We start from the raw sequence: 19,313 nt of genomic DNA, 5'->3' as shown, positions 1-19,313 counted from the left end.
AATTCATAAATTATACGTGATGATATTGTAAGTTTTTACTTCCGTGATTGAAATCAGGCCATAATCCTGTGAGAGGTATTTCAATTGGAGTACCGTTCGGTCTATTTTGCCAGCTAGACTCCAAGATCTATCGAATTTAAGCATCGTATTTCTTGAAATGCGATTCAGATTTTGGGCAACAGCATTTTGACCACCCTCAAAGCAACCACAGCGCACACTGCAAATAAGTCACTCTTTGGCCTGCCCTTGGCAGTGGTCTTTGTGCTTTGCTATTTTGCTTTTCAGGCAATTCTTGTAACGCTCGTTTCCAATGGCGCAGGCCTTGATGATGCCGAACAGCTTGCCAATATCGGCTATCTGGACTGGGGATATGGCGGATCGCAGCCGCCTCTCTACACATGGATAACCAATATTGCAGCCTCCGTGCTTGGCACATCGATGCTCACGCTGCAAATCGTCAAATTCAGCATGCTTGCCAGCCTGTTTCTGAGCGTCTTTGGCGGAATGCGACTTTTGGGCTTCTCCCGTATGGTCGCTTCAGCATCCATGCTGGGACTGTTCCTCATTCCGCAAATCGGCTGGGAATCACAGCGCGCGCTGACCCATTCCATTGCAGGCACTGCGGGATGCGGCTGGGCATTTCTGGCTTTTGCATGGCATATGCGTGACCGACATGCCGTTTCCGCAGCAGCACTCGGCATTGCAATGGCAGCGGCCATTCTCGGCAAGTTCAACGCATCGCTGTTTGTGATTATGCTGATCGTCACCGGATTATCGGTTGCAGACTATCGCAAGGTCCTGCTTTCAAGGCTCTCTTTTATAACGATCACTGCATTTGCAATTTGCTTCACGCCAACAGCGAACTGGATGCTTGCACACAAGTCGAGTGTGATTGCGCGTTCCGAAAAGCTTCAGATCGGTGCATCCGGCAGTCTGATCTTCGATCGCCTGAATGGTGTGGGAAGCTTCATCGAAGCAGCTTTTCTCTTCGCTGTCGTGGTACTTGCAATCGCGGGCATCATATCTCTTGTTCATCGCTCCAAACGCACCGCGCCAAGCAGACCATTCACCAATGGTGAAGCGTTCATGCGGCGTCTTCTCGTAGTGGGAATGCTGATCGTTTTGGTGGGCGTGGTCGTTGCTGGCGTCAGCAACATAAAGGATCGCTGGCTGCAACCGGTGCTGTTCCTTACGCCAGCGGTCATGGCATGTCTTTTTGAACAATATCGCCGGAACACGCGCGCGCTTACCGAATTCGCGGCCATTAGCATTGCGCTATCGCTCGTTGTACCGCCTGTTCTTGGCTATTATCTGACCTATGGCTCTAGCACTCCGCCCTATGGTCAACTGGATTATCAAAGCCTTTATCAAGAGATACGCAAAGATGGTGATTTTAAAACAATCCTGACAGACAACGCGCAGATTGGCGGGAATTTCAGGCTCTTCGATCCATCAATCGAAGTGATCCACCCCGAAACACCTTATGGTGCATCACGCGCCTCAAAACCTGTACTGGTGATGTGGTTTGGTGATACTGCCCCAAATGCACGTGTATCCACGCTTATGCGTGAAGCAAATATCATGGCACCCGATACTGGCATCAAGACTGCAAACATCATCTACCTAACGCGTCCCGATCAGCATATGACGGTGAGCTACTTCTTGCAGAAGTAAAAAGGTTCGGGAGAACCCGAACCTTTTTTATCACTCAACGGTTTCCTGAACAGCATGAGCCGTGCTCTTAACATCGCGCCCCACACCGCGAACCGTATTGGCGCAGGATGCAAGTGTGAAAGCACAAAGAACGATAGCAACTGGAACAATACGAGATAGCTTCATAGGTGTCTCTCCATTTAGATGCAGTTCTAACAAGATGCCCCCAAACAATAGTCCCGCCTTGGCCAACGTCCTGATGGCGAGGCCATATTTTGGCTCTCACATTGGTCATTTAGCGTAGCTTTTCCTCCCGGCAAGAGCAGCGATTTAGCCGCACGCAACAACACTGCCCCACCCCGAACGCAACGTCTCAAACCGGCCGCTACGGCGATACGATTCAAAGACGTTACGCAGATGATCAGCAACCACCTGAATATGTTGCCTTGCATCGGGTTTAATGATCATGCCAAGCTGATAACGGCCAAGCTGCGGCAAATTATGTTCAGGGCCAAGAGGCACGATACCTTCCCCCAATAAGGTTTTGCCAAAAGGAGCGATCGCAAGATCCGCCTGTATCGCGGCGCGCTGGCCCGTAGAATGCGAACTCATATACGCAATTCGGTAGGCCCGCCCCGATTTCTCAAGCGCCTCAAGTGCATTTCCGCGCCAAGCGCAGCCCTCTTCCCATATGGAAAGCGGCAAGGGATCACGGCGATAAGCAGTGCCGCATCTGGCACCCGCCCAAACCAGCTCCTCATCGAGCAATATCTCAACATCACCTTTGCTTGGAACTGTGTGTGAGAGATTGACCAGCGTAACATCAAGCCGTCTTTCATCAAGACGCTTGCGCAGATTAGCGCTCTGATCGATCACGACATCGACCGTAACACCCGGATGCGTTTCTGCAAAACGCTTCAAAACGAGCGGCAACACACATTCACCAATGTCATCAGGCGATCCGAGCCGAACAACCCCAGTCACTGTCGGCGCGACAAATTTCGCCACAGCCTCACGATTGAGCGCCAGCAGTCGCCGCGCATAACCAAGCAGCACTTCGCCATCGCTGGTCAGCTTCACAGAACGCGCATCCCGTTCAAAGACCGCAGCGCCCAGTTGCTCTTCAAGCTTCTTGATCTGCATGGAAACAGCCGAAGGTGTGCGAAACACCACATTGGCAGCCGCCGAAAAACTACCCGTATCGGCAATGGCTGCAAATGTCCGCAGCACATCTATATCAAGCATTGGCAGAGGATGCTGTACGGGCGCTGTCATCGTGGGCTCCACATTAAGTTAGTTCAATTTTTCTGACTTTATACCTTTCTATATTTCGTTTGATTGAACGTCAAGATCGCGGCAAGCTTCAAGCATAGAGGTTAAGACACGTCAGAAAACACTTGATCTCAATTCTGCCTGGAGAACAAAAATGAGCATTCAGTGTGAACCCCTGCAAAGAGAATGTATCGCGCGCCCATTCATCATCACGCACTGGCTGCAAGCGAGCATGGCATCGGTCAGCACATTTTACACCAACTGGACATATCAGCGGCGCATAAAGAAGAGCCGCAGAATTCTCGAAAGCCTGCCCGAGCACATTCGGCACGACATTGGCTGGCCTTGCGTGGATGATCGCCTTCCCGCCCCCGCGAGGAGAGGCCAAATGCAGTAAGGCATATTCGAATTGCGAGTTGGAATTTTCCGCCTTCAATTTAGCGACATATAGGGACCAATATACGGCAGGCATTTAGCCGCACTATTCAACCCGAAAGTTCTATGTCTCAATACGCCTATCCTGTTTGCGCCATGACCTATCCCCTGTAAAATAGGGCAGGAGCAATGGGACTACCGGTCAAAAAGCGACCGGATGACTGGGCCTTCTATAGTCCCGGTGTCATGACGAAGGCACAAAGCCGGAAACTGCGTCGGGAACCGCAGTTCGGGCTTTTGAGAATGGGAACGATCAGGCTATGAATCCAGCTTCATCGATTAAGCGGTCTATTGTTTTTTTTCTTGTCCCTGACTTCTCGATGATCGCATTTGCGACAGCGATAGAGCCACTGCGCATTGCCAATCGAATGCTGGGTTATGAAGCCTATCACTGGCGTTTGACGTCCACCGATGGCAAGCCGGTCAAGGCTTCAAATGGCGTGGAATGCGCTGTCAATGCGTCACTGGAAGATGAACGCCGCTATCTTCAAAGCGAACAACGCCCATCCATGGTCTTTGTCTGCTCAGGCGTCTATGTCGAGGATTTCCGCAACAAATCTGTCTTTGCCTGGCTGCGTGAAGAATATAACCGCGGCGTCGCGGTTGGCGGGCTCTGCACCGGTGCGCATATTCTGGCGGCTGCGGGCCTTCTCTCGGGCAAACGCTGCGCCATTCATTGGGAAAATCTGCCAGGCTTTTCGGAAGCTTTTCCGAAAGCTGAAGTCTATGCCGATCTTTTTGAAGTGGATAGCAATATCTTTACATGCGCAGGAGGAACCGCTTCGCTCGACATGATGCTGAAGCTCATCGGCGATGACTTCGATGATAATCTGGTCAACCGCATTTGCGAACAAGCCCTCACCGATCGGGTCCGCAACCCGCACGACCGCCAACGCCTGCCACTTCGCGCCCGCCTTGGCATCCAGAATTCAAAGATTCTGACCATCATCGAAATGATGGAAGCCAACCTTTCCGAACCGGAAGCACTCATTAACGTAGCCCATAATATCGGGCTTTCGCGCCGTCAGGTCGAACGCCTGTTCCGTCAGGAAATGGGCCGTTCTCCGGCACGATATTATCTGGAAATACGCCTCGACCGGGCCCGGCACTTGCTGTTGCAATCCTCCTTGCCGGTGGTTGAAGTTGCCGTCGCCTGCGGGTTCGTTTCCGCGTCGCATTTTTCCAAGTGTTATCGCGAGCTTTATGGTCGCTCACCCCAGCAGGAACGGGCTGACCGGAAAATGCTGATTGCGGCATAATCCCGAGGATCATAACAAAACCCGCGCACTCAGAACGCGGGTTTTTCTTTTAAATCATAGTGATAGCCCTGCGTGATGAATCAAATCATCAACATGGAGCCACGATCTGCCCTTCACGCACCAGCGCCATTTTGCAACGAAGATGTTTCGGTCGTCTCGTGCCGTGATTATGTCGTAGAATGACAATTGTGGGCCGGGCGCAGCCACTATGATTCCATCAAATACAAAATGGGATCGCATGAAATGGCAGAGTTTCCTAAAAAGGCAAAAGTGGTCATTGTCGGGCTTGGTGGAATTGTCGGAGCATCCGTCGTCCACCACCTGATCGAACGAGGATGGGACGACATTGTCGGCATCGACAAATCCGGCATCCCCACGGACATTGGTTCCACCGCACACGCATCTGATTTCTGCTATGCGACAAGCCATGATTTCCTGTCATGCTGGACGACGCTCTATTCCATCGATTTCTATGAAAAAATGGGCCATTACGCCCGCGTCGGCGGTATTGAAGTTGCCCGCGTCGGCGACGATGCCCGAATGGAAGAGCTCAAGCGCAAGGTCGCATCCGGCAAAGCCTTTGGTACGCGGGCTCGCCTGATGGAGCCATCCGAAGTCAAAGAAAAATTTCCACTGATCGAAGAGAGCCTTGTTCAGGGCGGTTTGTGGGACCCGGATGCAGGCCTTGTTATTCCACGCTCGCAAACAGTTGCAGGCAGATTGATTGATCAGGCGGAAAATGCGGGAAAGCTTAAAAGCTTTGCAAACACACCCGCTCAGTCGCTCATCGTTGAAAATGGACGCATCAAGGGCGTTGTCACCCATCGTGGTACAATCGAAGCCGACTATGTGGTGGTTTGCGCCGGTCTCTGGGGCCGGCTGATTGCCGAAATGGTTGGCGAAGACCTGCCCGTCATGCCCATTGATCATCCGCTGACCTTCTTCGGCCCCTATAATGCGTTTGCCGGAACCGGCAAGGAAATTGGCTGGCCACTTTTGCGCGATCAGGGCAATTCGGCCTATATGCGTGACACCGGCGACCCAAAGACTGCCGAAGGTGGTCAAATTGAGTGGGGCTACTACGAGGAAACCAATCCGCGCCTCTGCCACCCGCGTGACCTTCTTGAAAAACATGAAGCCCGTTTGTCGCCATCACAGCGTGATCTCGACATGGAGCAGGTTCTTGAACCACTCGAACGCGCCATCGAACTAACCCCCATTCTCGGCGAGCTGGGCTATAATGAAAGCCATTCCTTCAATGGTTTCCTACAGGTAACAACCGATGGCGGACCTTCAATCGGCGAAAGCCAGAAAGTCCGTGGCCTCTGGTATGCGGTTGCAATCTGGGTCAAGGACGGCCCCGGCATGGGTAAACTCATTGCCGACTGGATGACCGATGGTCGTACAAAAATCGATCATCACGCCATCGACTATTCGCGCTTCTATACGCACCAGATGACCGAGCAATTCATCTGGGATCGCTGCACCGAAACCGCAATGAAGGTTTACAATCCGGCGGTGCATCCGCGTGAGCCCTTTTCCAAAGGCCGCAATATTCGCCGTTCACCGTTCTATGAACGGGAAAAGGAACTGGGCGGCCACTTCATGGAGCTGGGTGGCTGGGAGCGTGCGCACGGCTATGCAGCCAATGAGCATCTGCTGGAAAAATATGGCGACCGTATTCCGGTGCGGGAAAATGAGTGGGACAACCGCCATTTCTGGCGCGTTTCCAATGCCGAGCACCTGGCATTGAGTGAAGATTGCGGCATCATCAATCTCTCGCATTTTGCGATGTACGACATAGAAGGCCCGGATCATGTCGCGCTGATGGAGTGGCTGTGTGCTGCAAAAATCGGCGGTGACGCCAATATCGGAAAGGGCATTTACACCCACTTTCTGGATGATGAAGGCATGGTGCGCGCCGATTTCACCGTAATGCGCATGGCTGACAATATGCGTATGATCAACGGCGCCGATGCCGGCCCCCGCGACTTCCATTACATGCGCCGCGTTGCTGAAGATAAGGGTTTTGATGTCACCATCACCGATGTTACAGAAAAATACGCCACCATCGGCATCTGGGGACCAAACGCCCGCGATAATCTCAAGAAGGTTGTCGAAAATCCGGAAGGTCTTGATCTTGAGAACTTTTCCTTCGCCGCCATCAAGCCGATCCGTATTGCAGGCAAGGATGTAACCGCCTTCCGCATTTCCTATGTCGGTGAACAGGGTTGGGAATTGCACATGCGCTATGAAGACGGCCTCGCCATATGGGATGCGCTGCGTTCAACCGGCGCAATTGCGGTTGGTGTTGAAACCTATGCCAATAGCCGCCGGATGGAAAAAAGCCTGCGTCTCCAAAATGCGGATCTGCTCACCGAATATAATCTTCTTGAAGCGGATCTCGCTCGCCCAAAGGTCAAGGAGGCAGACTTCCGCGGCAAGGCAAAGCATCTTGAATATAAGGCCCGCGATCATCAACCAGCCATGCTCTGCACGCTGGTTATGACAGAAAATGTCGATTCCAAAGGCGTCAAACGCTATCCGGTCGGCATTCTACCGGTCCTTGATCCTGAAACGGGAGAAACGCTGATCGATGAACTCGGTCGCCGGTCCTTCACCTCGTCCATCGCCTACGGCCCGAGCATCGGCAAGAACATCGCGCTTGCTTATCTGCCTTGGTCCTATTGTCAGGAAGGGCGAAAGCTGAATGTCGAATATTTCGGCGAAACGTATCCGGTGGAGGTTGTATCGATTGGCTATAAGCCACTCTACGATCCAGAAAATCTCAAGCCGCGAAGCTGATATAATCATTTAAAAGGTGCAAAAAGCCGGGGCAAACCCCGGCTTTTTATCAACGTAATCTGAACTTACTGAAACGATGCCTTGCCGCCAGAAATAACGATCTTTTCATCGCCCTTCAGCGCCTCACGGTCACCGTTCGGGAAGGTCACAAAGCAACCACCATCGCAAAAATCGACTGTTTCGGCTGGCGCTATCAGCATTTCACGCTTTGACGCGCCTTCAGTGACGACGATGGTCTGAGCGGCGCTATCATTGTTCGATACGGTTGCAGCATAAAGGCCTGGCATGGAAAACGAAAGTGCGAGCACTGCACCAAGCGCAACCTTGCCAGCATAATTGACCTGAGTTCTGTTCATATCGCTTCAGCGCTTCCGCTGCTCCCGCTATAAGCCGAAAATTCGGCCCCCTTGCTCTGAGACAGTTCAACTGCCTCTTTTCATGACCACTTATAAGACTTCAAAGCTGAACTGCAACTGAACGCACCTTCATACCTTGTCGTCATGCTGCGGCTTATCCCCCTCGCCCGGCTTGTCCTTGCGCAGTTTTGCGCCGCGTGATCTGTCCTTCTCGATAATCTCGGAAACTCTTTCGATTTCAGAAACGCCAAGCACCAGATTGGTTGCAGACGACGAAAATGGAATTCCTTCAGCATGAAAACGTTCGACAATCTGGAATCGCAACTCGTTCTTGATGGAACCCGTAGACGTAATATCTGCGACATGCGCATAAACGTCGAAAATCATTAATGAATCCGTCACACTCTGAAAGGCCACAAACGGCTCCGGATTTTTCAAAATGGAGGGATGACCGCGAATAATTTCAGACAGAAGTGCGTGAACACGGCGAGGATCGTCAGTGTAAGCGGCCTGCACATTGATATCAATGCGACCAAGCTTGTTGCGTAGCGTCCAGTTTCCAACATTACCGTTGATGAGCGTAGAGTTTGGAACAACAATCGACTGCTTCTGGAAAGTTTCCACTTCCGTTGCGCGAACGCTGATTTTCTTGACAATACCGCTGACTGTACCCGCCTCGACCCAGTCACCAACCTTAAAAGGGCGCTCTGCAAGAAGAATAAGGCCGGAAACAAAATTCTGCACGATGTTCTGAAGGCCAAAACCGATACCAAGCGAGAGACCGCCGGCGATCAGGGCAAGGCTTGAAAGATTAAAACCCGCAGCCGACACTGCAATCAGCGCCGCCAACACCAACCCGACATATCCGACAACAGTACGGATCGAGTTACGGACACCCGAGTCAACACGTCCACGCGCGAGAACTTTGCTATCCAGCCAGTTCTGAAACCAGTGGGTCATCAGATAGACGATGAAGAACAAGGAAATCCCGGTCAAAATCCCCATAAGTGATATGGAAATGCTGCCGATCCGGAAACCCGTCATCCAATGATAGAACGTGTTCTTAAGCTCGGACCACTGAAATCCGAACTGCATCAACACCAGCGGAATGCCAATCAGCGCCACCGCGAGATTGATGAGGATACCAACAACAAGACCGAGTTGGTCAAGCTTTGCCTCATCAAAATGAAACCGTTCGCGCAAAATCCGCCCAATGGGGCTGGATGCGAAAGCCTGCTCTTCGGAAATGGCGCGCCCTGTGAGAAAACCAAGATACATCGTCACAAGAAATGCGCCGGTAACCACAATCTGTTGCGCCATAAACCGGGCCAGGCCGATAAAGCCAAGTCCGGCCGCAACAATTGGTACAAGACCAAGAAGCAACAGAAATATCCTGAATGCTTTAGGCCAGGGACGAACAGCTTCTCCGGGGATCTTCTCAATCGGTTTGAGAAACGCAATAACCAGTATCAATACGCCAATAACAACAGTCGAAAGCAGGCTTTTCGCCATCGTCAGTGACAAGGGTGACGACAGCACCTGATTAACTTTGCTGAAAAACGAATCCAGCCCATTGATCAGTGCTATGCCGGTAATCAGCCAGACCAATGCACGGCCCGGACGCGGAGCGATAGGCACCAAACGCCATGCAGGCGTATAAGGACTGATACACGCAAATGCCAACCGGCTGATAAAGAAGACAATGCCCAAGACGATAAACAGCGATTGCAGGAGTGCACCAATATCAGGTCTGAGCACATTAAAATAATCGAGACAAAAATAGGTCGTTGCAAGAAAAACAGCGACCGCCCCCGAAGGGATAGCGGTGGACCAGAAGGCAACGGATAAGCGGCTCAGATAAGAAGGGGCTTCATTGTTGACGTCACGTTCATAAAGCGAACCCAGAGCCCGCCGCGCGCCAAGCTGAATAATCAACGCCGCGATGAGCGCAAAGAACGCGGCAGCCAGAAATGAATTCAGCTTGAAGGTAAAAACGAAACGCCACCATGATTTCACGATGCTCCACAGCGAAATCATCTGATTCCCGGCAGCGGAAGACACTTCGGAGCCGAGTGTAAGATCAAGGTTGACACGCTGGGACAATGTTTGCGTGAAAAGATCACGCCGCATATTGCTGATTTTTGCCGACATCTGATTGACGGCCAGCGATGCATCTTCGGTTTCACCGATAACCGCGTTGATTTCGGCCTTTTCTGCAACCAGTCGCGCCCGCTCTTCAGCAACGATTGCAGGCTCTGCCGGTTGATCGCCGGAAGGTGCGGCACCCAGTTGCTCAAGACGTGTGTTGATTTCCGTCAGGCGAGGACGAAAAGCGACACCGGCATCAAGCAGCTTCTTCGAAAGCGCATCGAGCTGAAGCTTAAAATTCGCAAGCGATTCATCGTTGGTTGCAGATTTCTGCAACTGATCACTGATCGTCTTCGTCTGCTGTTTCAGATCATTGATAACCGGCTTTTGCTGCTGAACGACACTGGATACAGGTGCGCCACTATCCACCGTAGGGGCGGATGCGGGTGCGGACGATGGTGCCGTTTCGGCCTGCTCCGCTTGCGGCTGTTGCACCTTGCTATCCTGAGCAAGAGCGTTATCGAACGCCCCAAGCAGAAAAGCAACACCAGTCACGGCAAAGACAAAAGCACGGAACGTCGATAAATATGCCAATTTAGAACTCTGCTGTTTTACAAACACGGGGGAACAAAAAGCGTGCGATCGTGGAAGCGATACTAATGCATAATCCGACCGAAGGGAAACAAGGATCGATAAGATTATGCATCAAATAAAAGGGTTTAGAGCGCCGATTTGATTCAATCGACCAAAACGCGCTCTCAAGCATGCATGCCCAAAGTGAGAACCGTTTTGGAACAAAGATATGCAAAAAACAAAAGCCAAACCGTGTCATCTTATCACCATAAAATACGGCGCGGATTTGGCCTTATAAAGGGTATGGCATTGGGCAGAAACAGAAAAGGATTCCAATTTGTGAAACGATGCTGTAGTTGTCTGGGCGAAGTCCCCAAAAGTCGACAGACTTTTCAGGGGTGAGATTTACGGTAAAGCCGCTCCGGCACCAGGTCATTTTTGCGGAAAGACTTAAAGGGAAAGTCCAGGCATTTTGATAAAGGGCATGAAGAACAGGATTGAGCATATTGATCGTTACAAGCAGCATGGCTTCATGCTGTTTGTAACGTGTGTCCTGTCATTTACTGCCTTTATTTTTGCTGTGGACCTCTCAGCGCTCGCCGATGACGCGGGGCAGAATACGCCAAAAAGCATGGCAGCACAGCAGGTTGCAGACGCACCTGCCATACCCACGCGCCAGCAATCGACGCCGGCGCCGCAGCCGATGCGCGCTGTCCTTGCTCAAGCAGCCGCGGCAAAAATTAAAGCAGCCCATTCCAACGGCAAAAGCGCAGCTCTGGCGGCTCAGCCAAACCAGCTGGCCTTTTTTGACGCAAAACCCGTCGAAGCTGCAAGCGCCTCCAAGTTTTTAAGACTTTCACGAAGCACATATTCCCAAGTGCGCGCGCCACCACAAAGCGCCTGAAAACCATCATGGCGATTGGCAATATCCAATCCTGAATCATTTACGAAGAAATGCGCGCTAGGCTTTTGTATTCTATACGAAATTTACACGTGCTCAATATCTGGAATTTCAACTCATGCGTACTTCTAAATGGGTCGCTGTGCTTTATGGCCTGATCGTTTTGATCGGCGTCATCATCGCCTTGCCCAATTTCTTCACAAAGCCACAACTTGAAGCGTTGCCGTCGTGGTTCCCAAAGCGGCAGGTGACGCTTGGTCTCGATCTGAGTGGTGGCTCCTATCTCGTCCTTGAAGTGGATGCGGCCAGCCTCAAAAAAGATCGTATGCGGGCGCTGCTCGACGATGCACGCAGCAAGCTGCGCGCTGAACGCATTCAGCCACAATCGATCCGTGCCGTCGGTGATGCGGTTATTGTCACAATCCCTGATGCCGATCAGCGTGCAAAAGCCGATACAGCGCTTAAAACACTGATTTCACAGGTCAACACCACAGGCTTCGGAACTGCGATCAACGATATTGATGTTACCACCAGTGACAATCAAATCCGCCTGACGCTGACAGAGGCCGGCTTCACCTATCGTCTTGATGCGGCATTGCAGCAGAGCCTTGAAATCATTCGTCAGCGTGTGGATCAGGTCGGTGTTGCCGAACCTTCAATCCAGCGCGTTGGCTCTGACCGTATCGTTGTTCAGCTTCCGGGCCTGCAGGACCCGGCCCATCTTCGTCAGCTTCTTGGAAGCACTGCGAAGATGAGCTTCCACATGGTCGCGGACGTCAATCCGAATGATCCGCCACCACCCGGTGTCACCATTCTGCCGGATTCCAAAGACCCGAACATCAAATACCCGATCGAAGATCAGATTGCACTTTCTGGCGAACGCCTGACCGATGCGCGTGCAGGCTTTGATCCGCGCACCAATGAGCCAATCGTGTCGTTCCGCTTCGACAGCCTTGGCGCGCGCCAGTTTGCGGACATAACGACCAAGAATGTGGGCCGGCCATTCGCCATCGTTCTTGACGACAAGGTCCTGACCGCACCGCGTATCAATGAGCCGATCACCGGCGGTTCAGGCCAGATTACCGGCAATTTCACGGTTCAGGACAGTGTCGTTCTGTCGGCGCTCCTGCGTGCAGGTGCTTTGCCTGCTCCGCTGACCGTGATTGAAGAACGCACCGTTGGTCCTGACCTTGGCGGCGACGCCATCAAGATGGGGCTTGTTACGGGCATCATCGGCTTCGTCCTCGTAGCCGTCTTCATCCAGCTCCTCTATGGCGTCTGGGGCACCATCGCCAACGTAGCACTGCTGCTCCATACCTTGTTGACGTTCTCGGCATTGAGCCTGATCGGAGCGACGCTGACACTGCCGGGTATCGCAGGTATCATTCTGGGTATCGGTATAGCGGTCGACGCGAACATTCTGATTAACGAACGCATACGAGAAGAAACGCGCAGAGGTCTGGGCGCTATGGCGGCCCTCGACAAGGGCTTCCATGCGGCTTTCTCAACCATTGTGGACGCGAATGTCACCTCGCTGATCTCTACCGTGCTTCTCTTTACATTCGGCACAGGTCCGGTACGCGGTTTCGCGGTTACCATGATGCTGGGTATTGCGATTTCCATGTTCACCGATGTGACGCTCGTTCGCATGGCGATGGCCTGGTACGTTCGCAAACGTAAGCTCAAGACCCTTGTCATCGAACCATTCCTGAAATTCGTTCCTGAAAAGACGAATATCAGCTTCATGAATGCGCGTTTTATCGGCATCGCAGTCTCTATCGTGCTTTCGATTGCTTCCATTGGCCTGTTTTTCAAGCCGGGGCTCAATTACGGCATCGACTTCAAGGGCGGTATTCAGGCTGAAATCGTAACCTCTCAGCCAGCCAATCTGGCACAGTTGCGTGAAAAGCTCAGCGCACTCGGACTGGGCGAAGTTGCCCTTCAGTCTGCGGGAACTCCGAATGATGTCCTGATCCGCATCCAGCGTCAGGATGGTGGCGAAGAAGCGCAAACCGTTGCAGTCAACAAAATGCGCGATGCTGTGATGGAACTGGACCCTGGCACAAAGATCGAACGCAGTGAGGTTGTCGGACCGAAAGTCTCCGGTGAACTGGCACGTTCCGGCTTTATTGCCGTGATCTTGTCAGCGCTTGGAATGCTCGTCTATCTTTGGTGGCGCTTCGAGTGGTTCTTTGCGATGGGTGCGATCATCACGCTTATCCTCGACACCACAAAAATGGTCGGTTTCTTCGCGCTGTTCCAGCTCGATTTCAACCTGACGGCCATTGCAGCGCTTCTGACAGCGATCGGTTACTCGGTAAACGATAAGGTCGTGGTTTATGACCGCATGCGTGAAAACATGCGTCTTTATAAGTCAAAGCCTCTGCGCGAAATCGTTGACATGAGTATCAATCAGGTGCTGGTGCGCTGTGTTTATACCTCGATGACAACATTCCTGTGTATGCTCCCGATGGCAATCTGGGGCGGCAGCGCCGTTCATAATTTTGCCGTGCCTATGCTGTTCGGTATCTTTATTGCGACTTCATCGTCGATCTTCATCGCAGCACCAATCCTGCTGTTGCTCGGCAACTGGTGGCAGCATCGTCAGCACGCCCATCAGGCGATTGAAGACAGCGCCACAGCGCAGAAATAAACAACGTGCCGGGCATGGTCTCAATCATGCCCGGCATCTTGCAAAGCTTAATCACACTGAAACCGCAAAGACATTCCTATGCCCCATGACACGCCTTTGATTGCAGCAATTGTCATCGGGTTATGTCTGGCATTTCTTTTCGGCGCGATTGCCACGCGTCTTAAAATTTCTCCTCTCGTCGGTTATCTGCTGGCCGGTATTATTGCCGGACCCCATACGCCCGGCTTCGTCGTCGATCAGGATCTCATTCTTCAACTGGCCGAAATCGGCGTTATTCTGCTGATGTTCGGCGTGGGCCTGCATTTTTCCCTCAAAGATCTGCTTTCGATAAAGGCCATAGCGGTGCCCGGTGCGCTGGCACAAATCGCGACAGCCGCAGCCCTTGGGACCGCTCTTGGTTTAGCACTTGGCTGGGATGTAAAAGCCGGACTGGTTTTTGGCCTGGCCCTTTCCACTGCCAGCACTGTGGTGCTTTTACGCGCCATGCAGGACATGCGTCTCATCGATACAGACCGGGGCCGCATCGCAGTCGGCTGGCTGATTGTTGAAGACCTCGCCATGGTTCTGGCGCTGGTGCTGCTGCCAGCACTTGCCAGCTTAAGCAGTGAACAAGGTCACGCAGTCGCCAGCGATCCCATCGCCCAATGGCTGGGGCTCGGCATCACCGGCATCATTGTCTTCACCATTGCCAAGGTCGCGGTGTTTGTCGCTCTCATGCTGGTGGTTGGCCGCAAGGTCATTCCATGGCTGCTGAATGTCATTGTGCAGACCGGATCACGCGAATTATTTCGCCTTGGTGTTCTTGCAATAGCCCTCGGCGTTGCTTTTGGTGCGGCACATCTGTTCGGTGTGTCTTTTGCACTTGGCGCATTTTTCGCTGGCATGGTGATGAGCGAATCCGAACTCAGCCATCGCGCTGCCGAAGAATCCCTGCCCTTGCGCGATGCGTTCGCCGTTCTGTTCTTCATTTCAGTAGGTATGCTGTTTGATCCAATGAGCCTCATTCGCGATCCCCTGCCCCTGATCGCGACTCTTGCCATCATTCTGGTGGGTAAATCGGTTGCAGCTTTCTTTATCGTACGCGCGTTTCGCCGGCCAATCGGAACCGCCTTGACCATTTCTGCAAGCCTGGCCCAGATCGGTGAATTTTCTTTCATTCTGGCCGGATTGGGTGTCAGCCTCAATCTGCTGCCGCCCGATGCCCGTGACCTGATCCTTGCCGGTGCAATGCTTTCGATCTTTCTCAACCCATTGATGTTCATTGCTGCGGAGCGTATGCGGCCATGGCTTGAAAAGCGGCTGGGTAGAGAAATAGCTCATGACGAAAGCGTCCCATCCAGCGGCGATACGGATCGCTCCGAACCCCGGCCAATAAGCCCCCTTAAAGGGCATACGATCATCGTCGGCTATGGCCAGATCGGCAAACACATCGCTTCAAGTTTACAGGAAAGGCAGATACCTTTCCTCGTTGTCGAAAATTCGCCCAAGATTTATTACAAATTGAAAGAAATCGGCATTGAGGCTATTGCGGGAAATGCCTCGGATGCTGAAATATGGGAAACGACGAATCCGGAATTCGCTCAACATATTGTCATTGCAATAGCCAATGCCTTTGAGGCAGGACGCATAACAAGTCTTGCCCGATCCGCGAATCCCGGCATCCGTATCATTGTGCACGTCTGCTCACCAGCAGAAGCGAAATATCTGGAGGACCTGGGTGCAGATGAGGTTATTCTAGGGGCTGCAGAAATTGCCAGCGCCATGGAACGCGCGATAAGCAGCGAGGCCAGCGCCAAGCGGAAGCAATCGGTTAGGACACAGTCCGACGCCACGACAGGTTTGAATGGGAATGCACCGGAACTGTCCTGAAAGGTACAACCGATGCGCCAAAAGGGGATGACATGCGAAATAAAGGTGCGGTGGCCAGTTAATGAAGTTTAAGGATTATATCTGGCCAATAATAGGCATTTGTGCAGTCGCTATTTCAGCATGGCTTCTCTATCGTGAATTGCGCAGTATCTCGCTTGATGACGTTCTGGACAGCCTTTACGCGATCCGCGCTCACCATTGGCTTCTTGCAGCCGCCGCAGCACTCCTCGCCTATAGCTCGCTCGCTGGCTATGACCGCATCGCACTTCTTCATCTGCGCAGAAAAATATCCTGGCTCTTCATCGCGCTGTGCTCGTTCACAACTTACGCCTTATCGCACAATATCGGAGCCTCCGTTGTGTCTGGCGCTGTCGTGCGCTACCGCGCCTATTCCTCGCAGGGCATGCCCGGCAGTGAAATCGCCGTCCTCATCGCTTTCTGCTCTTTCACATTCGTACTGGGCGTCATCATCACATCAAGCATCGTGCTTCTGCTCGAACCGCATATTCTCATGCGTTTCAACGAAGACCTGACGCCGACCGTTTCCACCATCATTGCTTTGCTGATGCTGGCATTCGTGTTGCTCTATATTTTTGGTAGCTGGCTCCAGCTTCGCCCATTGCAGATCGGTAAATTCCGTCTGGAATATCCGCGCCTTCCCGTGGTCACACAGCAGCTTATAGTGGCGCCACTCGAACTCATCGGCGCTGCAGGCATCATCTATTTTGCACTCCCAGAAGCAGGCAATCCCGGCTTTCTGATCATCCTTGGCATCTTTCTGGTATCGTTCTCGGCGGCGCTTATTTCGCATGCACCCGGTGGGCTTGGTGTGCTGGAACTGGTGTTTCTCACCGGCTTGCCGGACATGAATCAGGCTGATGTTCTCGCCGCACTGATTGTTTTCCGTCTCCTCTATCTGCTGATCCCTTTTGCCATCTCGCTCTTTGTGGTTCTGATTTTCGAAAAATCACAATTCGTATTGCGGTGGAACGAAAAGCAGAAGAAGTGAGACAGCGAGGCGGGTATAATTTTTACATATCCGCCTCAAATTGAATTCATTTTTCTTAAAAATAGGCATAATCACCCCTATCTTGGAAATTGCTTCGCATAACCTCCCAATGCAAAAGCAGAAACAGCCTTATCCCAAGGCACTTCCAAGAGGAACTTACGCATGCCTGCGACATTGATCATCCCCGGTTACAAGGGATCGGAAGCAGGCCACTGGCAGCGCCAATGGTTGCATGACGATCCGTCAGCAGTGCTTGTCGAACAGGACGACTGGCACTATCCGGTGCTATCCTACTGGATGCACGCGCTCGAAGCCAAACTCGCCGAGAATCCCGGTGCGGTTCTGGTTGCCCATAGTTTAGGTTGCATTCTTGTTTCGCATCTCGCAAGCCGTCCGGCTGCAGCTCACGTTGCTGGCGCACTTTTAGTCGCCCCGGCAGACGTTGAAACCATGTCCCGCCGCGACAGCCGCTTTGAAAGCTTTGCGCCGCTGCCGCGTCATGAACTGACTTTCCCGTCCATCGTCGTTGCCAGCCGCACTGACGACTATATGAGCTTTGCCAAGGCGGAAGCCATCGCCAATGTCTGGGGTGCAGGCTTTGTCGACATGGGTGACGCCGGACATATCAATGTGGAAAGCGGCTTCAGCCGCTGGCCGGAAGGCGCGATCCTCGCCTCGTCCCTGCATCGGGAACCCATAACACACACGCTCTCCCAAGCAGCGTGACCGCAAACCGCCCGCTTTTTTATAAGTCGGGCGGTTTCTTTTAACTATGCTGTCTGCGTTCCAGCCAGACTTTAAGAACGAGCGTCAACAACGCAATGCCCGCCAATGTCGAAGCCGCAGCAAAAGCCCCGGCAACATTATAATCGTTGAACAGAAGTTCAACCTGCAAAGGCAGCGTATTCGTCTTACCGCGAATGGCACCCGATACAACGGACACAGCGCCGAATTCACCCATCACGCGTGCATTGCAAAGGACTGCGCCATAAAGCAGCGCCCATTTGATATTGGGAAGCGTGACATAAAAAAATGTCTGCCACGCATTGGCTCCAAGCGTCAGAGCCGCTTCTTCCTCATCACTGCCCTGCACTTGCATCAATGGAATGAGTTCGCGCGCCACAAAGGGCGATGTCACAAACAGGCTCACCAGAAAGATGGCTGGAACGGTGAACATGATCTTGATGTCATACGTTTCAAGCAGCGGCCCGAGCAGCCCTTGCGAGCCATACAAAAACAGATAGGTCACACCCGCAACGATAGGCGACACGGAAAACGGGATCTCGACGAAGGTAATCAGCAGCCTGCGCCCGGGAAAGCGGAATTTCGTGACCAGCCATGCAACACAAATGCCGAATGCCATATTGATCGGCACAACGACGATTGCGGTCAAGACCGTCAACCACACTGCATGCAGCGTATCGGGCTTGAGGATTTCTCCAAAGAAGACATCCACGCCCTTGCTGAAAGCATAAGAGAAGATGACGGACAGCGGCGCGCCAATGCAAATTGCCGACAGAATTGCAGCAAGCCCGATCAACAGGCTGCGCACAGGACCGGGCGCATTGCGCGCCTGTAAACTCGCACTACCGCTCTGCATAACGAAGCTGCCTTGCCTGAATGAGGTTGGTTATGAGCAGCATGAAAAACGCCATCACCAGCATAACAAAAGCAAGTGCGGCGGCTGCCGGATAGTCATATTCATCCAGCCTGATAAAAACGAGAAGCGACGTCACTTCCGTTTCAAAAGGCAGATTGCCGGAAATGAAGACGATAGAGCCAAATTCTCCAAGACTACGCGCAAAGGACAATGATGCGCCGGCCAGAAAAGCGGGAAAGATCGTCGGCCAGATAATAAGCGAAAAAATCTGCCAGGGTGTAGCGCCAAGACTGCGCGCCGCCTCCTCCACATCCGCACTCATGTCCTCAAGCACCGGCTGCACCGTACGAATGACAAACGGAATACTGGTGAAAAACATGGCAATCATGATACCAAGCGGCGCGTAAGCAACTTTGATACCGATGGGTTCGAGAAAGCGTCCAAACCAGCCATTTGGGGCAAACAATGTCACCAGTGCCAGACCGGCAATCGCCGTTGGCAGCGCAAAAGGCAAATCAACTGCCGCATCAATCAACCGCTTACCCGGAAACTGATAACGTGACAAAACCCACGCCAGCAGCAAGCCGAAAAGACCATTCAACACGGTGGCCACCGCTGCGGCACTGATTGTGATGCGAAACGTCGCCAGCGCACGATCGGAGGTAACAATTCTCCAGAAATCGCTCCAGCCGAGGCTGGCAGTTTTCAGAATCATAGCCAGAAGCGGCAAAGCGACAATGACCGCCAGATACAGCAAAGCGCAGCCGAGGGTCAGCCCGAACCCCGGCAACACCGAATTGCGTTTCATGCTCAGAAGCGACACTGGATTTTCCAAATGAA

At 52.5% G+C, this 19,313-nt stretch carries 13 protein-coding genes and 2 pseudogenes; 9 read left to right on the top strand and 6 right to left on the bottom strand.

Features of this window, described 5'->3' with window-relative positions; all coding sequences use genetic code 11:
* Positions 1-186 precede the first annotated feature (186 nt).
* The gene (locus ABE527_RS06075; protein WP_265985334.1) at positions 187-1,674 is read left to right on the top strand and encodes a glycosyltransferase family protein; all 1,488 of its coding nucleotides are present in this window, start codon (positions 187-189) and stop codon (positions 1,672-1,674) included.
* A gap of 30 nt (positions 1,675-1,704) precedes the next feature.
* Here the strand turns inward: ABE527_RS06075 and ABE527_RS06070 are convergent, their stop codons facing one another.
* Positions 1,705-1,839, bottom strand: coding sequence for an entericidin A/B family lipoprotein (locus ABE527_RS06070; protein ID WP_094539832.1), 135 nt, complete (start codon positions 1,837-1,839; stop codon positions 1,705-1,707).
* A 144-nt stretch (positions 1,840-1,983) separates the two neighbouring features.
* On the bottom strand, positions 1,984-2,928 hold the full coding sequence (locus tag ABE527_RS06065) for a LysR family transcriptional regulator (RefSeq protein ID WP_499694413.1): 945 nt from the start codon (positions 2,926-2,928) through the stop codon (positions 1,984-1,986).
* A gap of 692 nt (positions 2,929-3,620) precedes the next feature.
* Here ABE527_RS06065 and ABE527_RS06060 point away from each other — a divergent pair.
* Both ABE527_RS06060 and ABE527_RS06055 read left to right on the top strand, forming a co-directional pair.
* Positions 3,621-4,619 (top strand): GlxA family transcriptional regulator, encoded by a 999-nt coding sequence (locus tag ABE527_RS06060; RefSeq protein WP_265985336.1) that lies wholly within the window; start codon positions 3,621-3,623, stop codon positions 4,617-4,619.
* Between the two features lie 243 nt (positions 4,620-4,862).
* Entirely contained in the window at positions 4,863-7,424 is a 2,562-nt protein-coding gene (locus ABE527_RS06055) for a GcvT family protein (RefSeq protein WP_499696424.1), read from the top strand.
* A 65-nt stretch (positions 7,425-7,489) separates the two neighbouring features.
* On the opposite strand, the gene ABE527_RS06050 is transcribed toward ABE527_RS06055, so the two are convergent.
* Together ABE527_RS06050 and ABE527_RS06045 are read right to left on the bottom strand one after the other, a co-directional pair.
* A complete protein-coding gene (locus tag ABE527_RS06050; protein WP_265985338.1) occupies positions 7,490-7,780 on the bottom strand; it encodes a hypothetical protein in 291 nt (96 codons plus the stop codon).
* Between the two features lie 129 nt (positions 7,781-7,909).
* The gene (locus tag ABE527_RS06045; protein WP_499696423.1) at positions 7,910-10,462 is read right to left on the bottom strand and encodes a mechanosensitive ion channel domain-containing protein; all 2,553 of its coding nucleotides are present in this window, start codon (positions 10,460-10,462) and stop codon (positions 7,910-7,912) included.
* A 463-nt stretch (positions 10,463-10,925) separates the two neighbouring features.
* On the opposite strand from ABE527_RS06045, the gene ABE527_RS06040 reads away from it, so the two are divergent.
* The 6 genes and pseudogenes from ABE527_RS06040 to ABE527_RS06015 all read left to right on the top strand — a co-directional run bounded on the left by ABE527_RS06040 (position 10,926) and on the right by ABE527_RS06015 (position 17,599).
* The gene (locus ABE527_RS06040; protein WP_499696422.1) at positions 10,926-11,345 is read left to right on the top strand and encodes a hypothetical protein; all 420 of its coding nucleotides are present in this window, start codon (positions 10,926-10,928) and stop codon (positions 11,343-11,345) included.
* A 115-nt stretch (positions 11,346-11,460) separates the two neighbouring features.
* On the top strand, positions 11,461-13,995 hold the full coding sequence (secD, locus tag ABE527_RS06035; RefSeq protein WP_265985341.1) for a protein translocase subunit SecD: 2,535 nt from the start codon (positions 11,461-11,463) through the stop codon (positions 13,993-13,995).
* A gap of 78 nt (positions 13,996-14,073) precedes the next feature.
* A pseudogene (locus ABE527_RS06030) lies at positions 14,074-15,298 on the top strand (cation:proton antiporter domain-containing protein); the annotation flags it as partial.
* A 74-nt stretch (positions 15,299-15,372) separates the two neighbouring features.
* Positions 15,373-15,864, top strand: a pseudogene (locus ABE527_RS06025) (NAD-binding protein); the annotation flags it as partial.
* 61 nt (positions 15,865-15,925) lie between these two features.
* The gene (locus tag ABE527_RS06020) at positions 15,926-16,873 is read left to right on the top strand and encodes a lysylphosphatidylglycerol synthase domain-containing protein (protein WP_499696421.1); all 948 of its coding nucleotides are present in this window, start codon (positions 15,926-15,928) and stop codon (positions 16,871-16,873) included.
* A gap of 162 nt (positions 16,874-17,035) precedes the next feature.
* A complete protein-coding gene (locus ABE527_RS06015) occupies positions 17,036-17,599 on the top strand; it encodes an alpha/beta hydrolase (RefSeq protein WP_499696420.1) in 564 nt (187 codons plus the stop codon).
* A gap of 40 nt (positions 17,600-17,639) precedes the next feature.
* Here ABE527_RS06015 and cysW read toward each other — a convergent pair whose 3' ends face one another.
* Entirely contained in the window at positions 17,640-18,473 is an 834-nt protein-coding gene (cysW, locus tag ABE527_RS06010; RefSeq protein WP_499696419.1) for a sulfate ABC transporter permease subunit CysW, read from the bottom strand.
* Positions 18,460-19,281, bottom strand: coding sequence for a sulfate ABC transporter permease subunit CysT (gene cysT, locus ABE527_RS06005; protein WP_265985481.1), 822 nt, complete (start codon positions 19,279-19,281; stop codon positions 18,460-18,462). Before cysT ends, cysW begins: the two co-directional genes overlap by 14 nt.
* Positions 19,282-19,313 lie beyond the last annotated feature (32 nt).

It is taken from the genome of Brucella sp. TWI432 (assembly GCF_039674445.1).
Taxonomy (GTDB): domain Bacteria; phylum Pseudomonadota; class Alphaproteobacteria; order Rhizobiales; family Rhizobiaceae; genus Brucella; species Brucella chromiisoli.
Note: the sequence above shows the minus strand (reverse complement) of the source record. Positions and strands in the feature narration are given on the sequence as shown.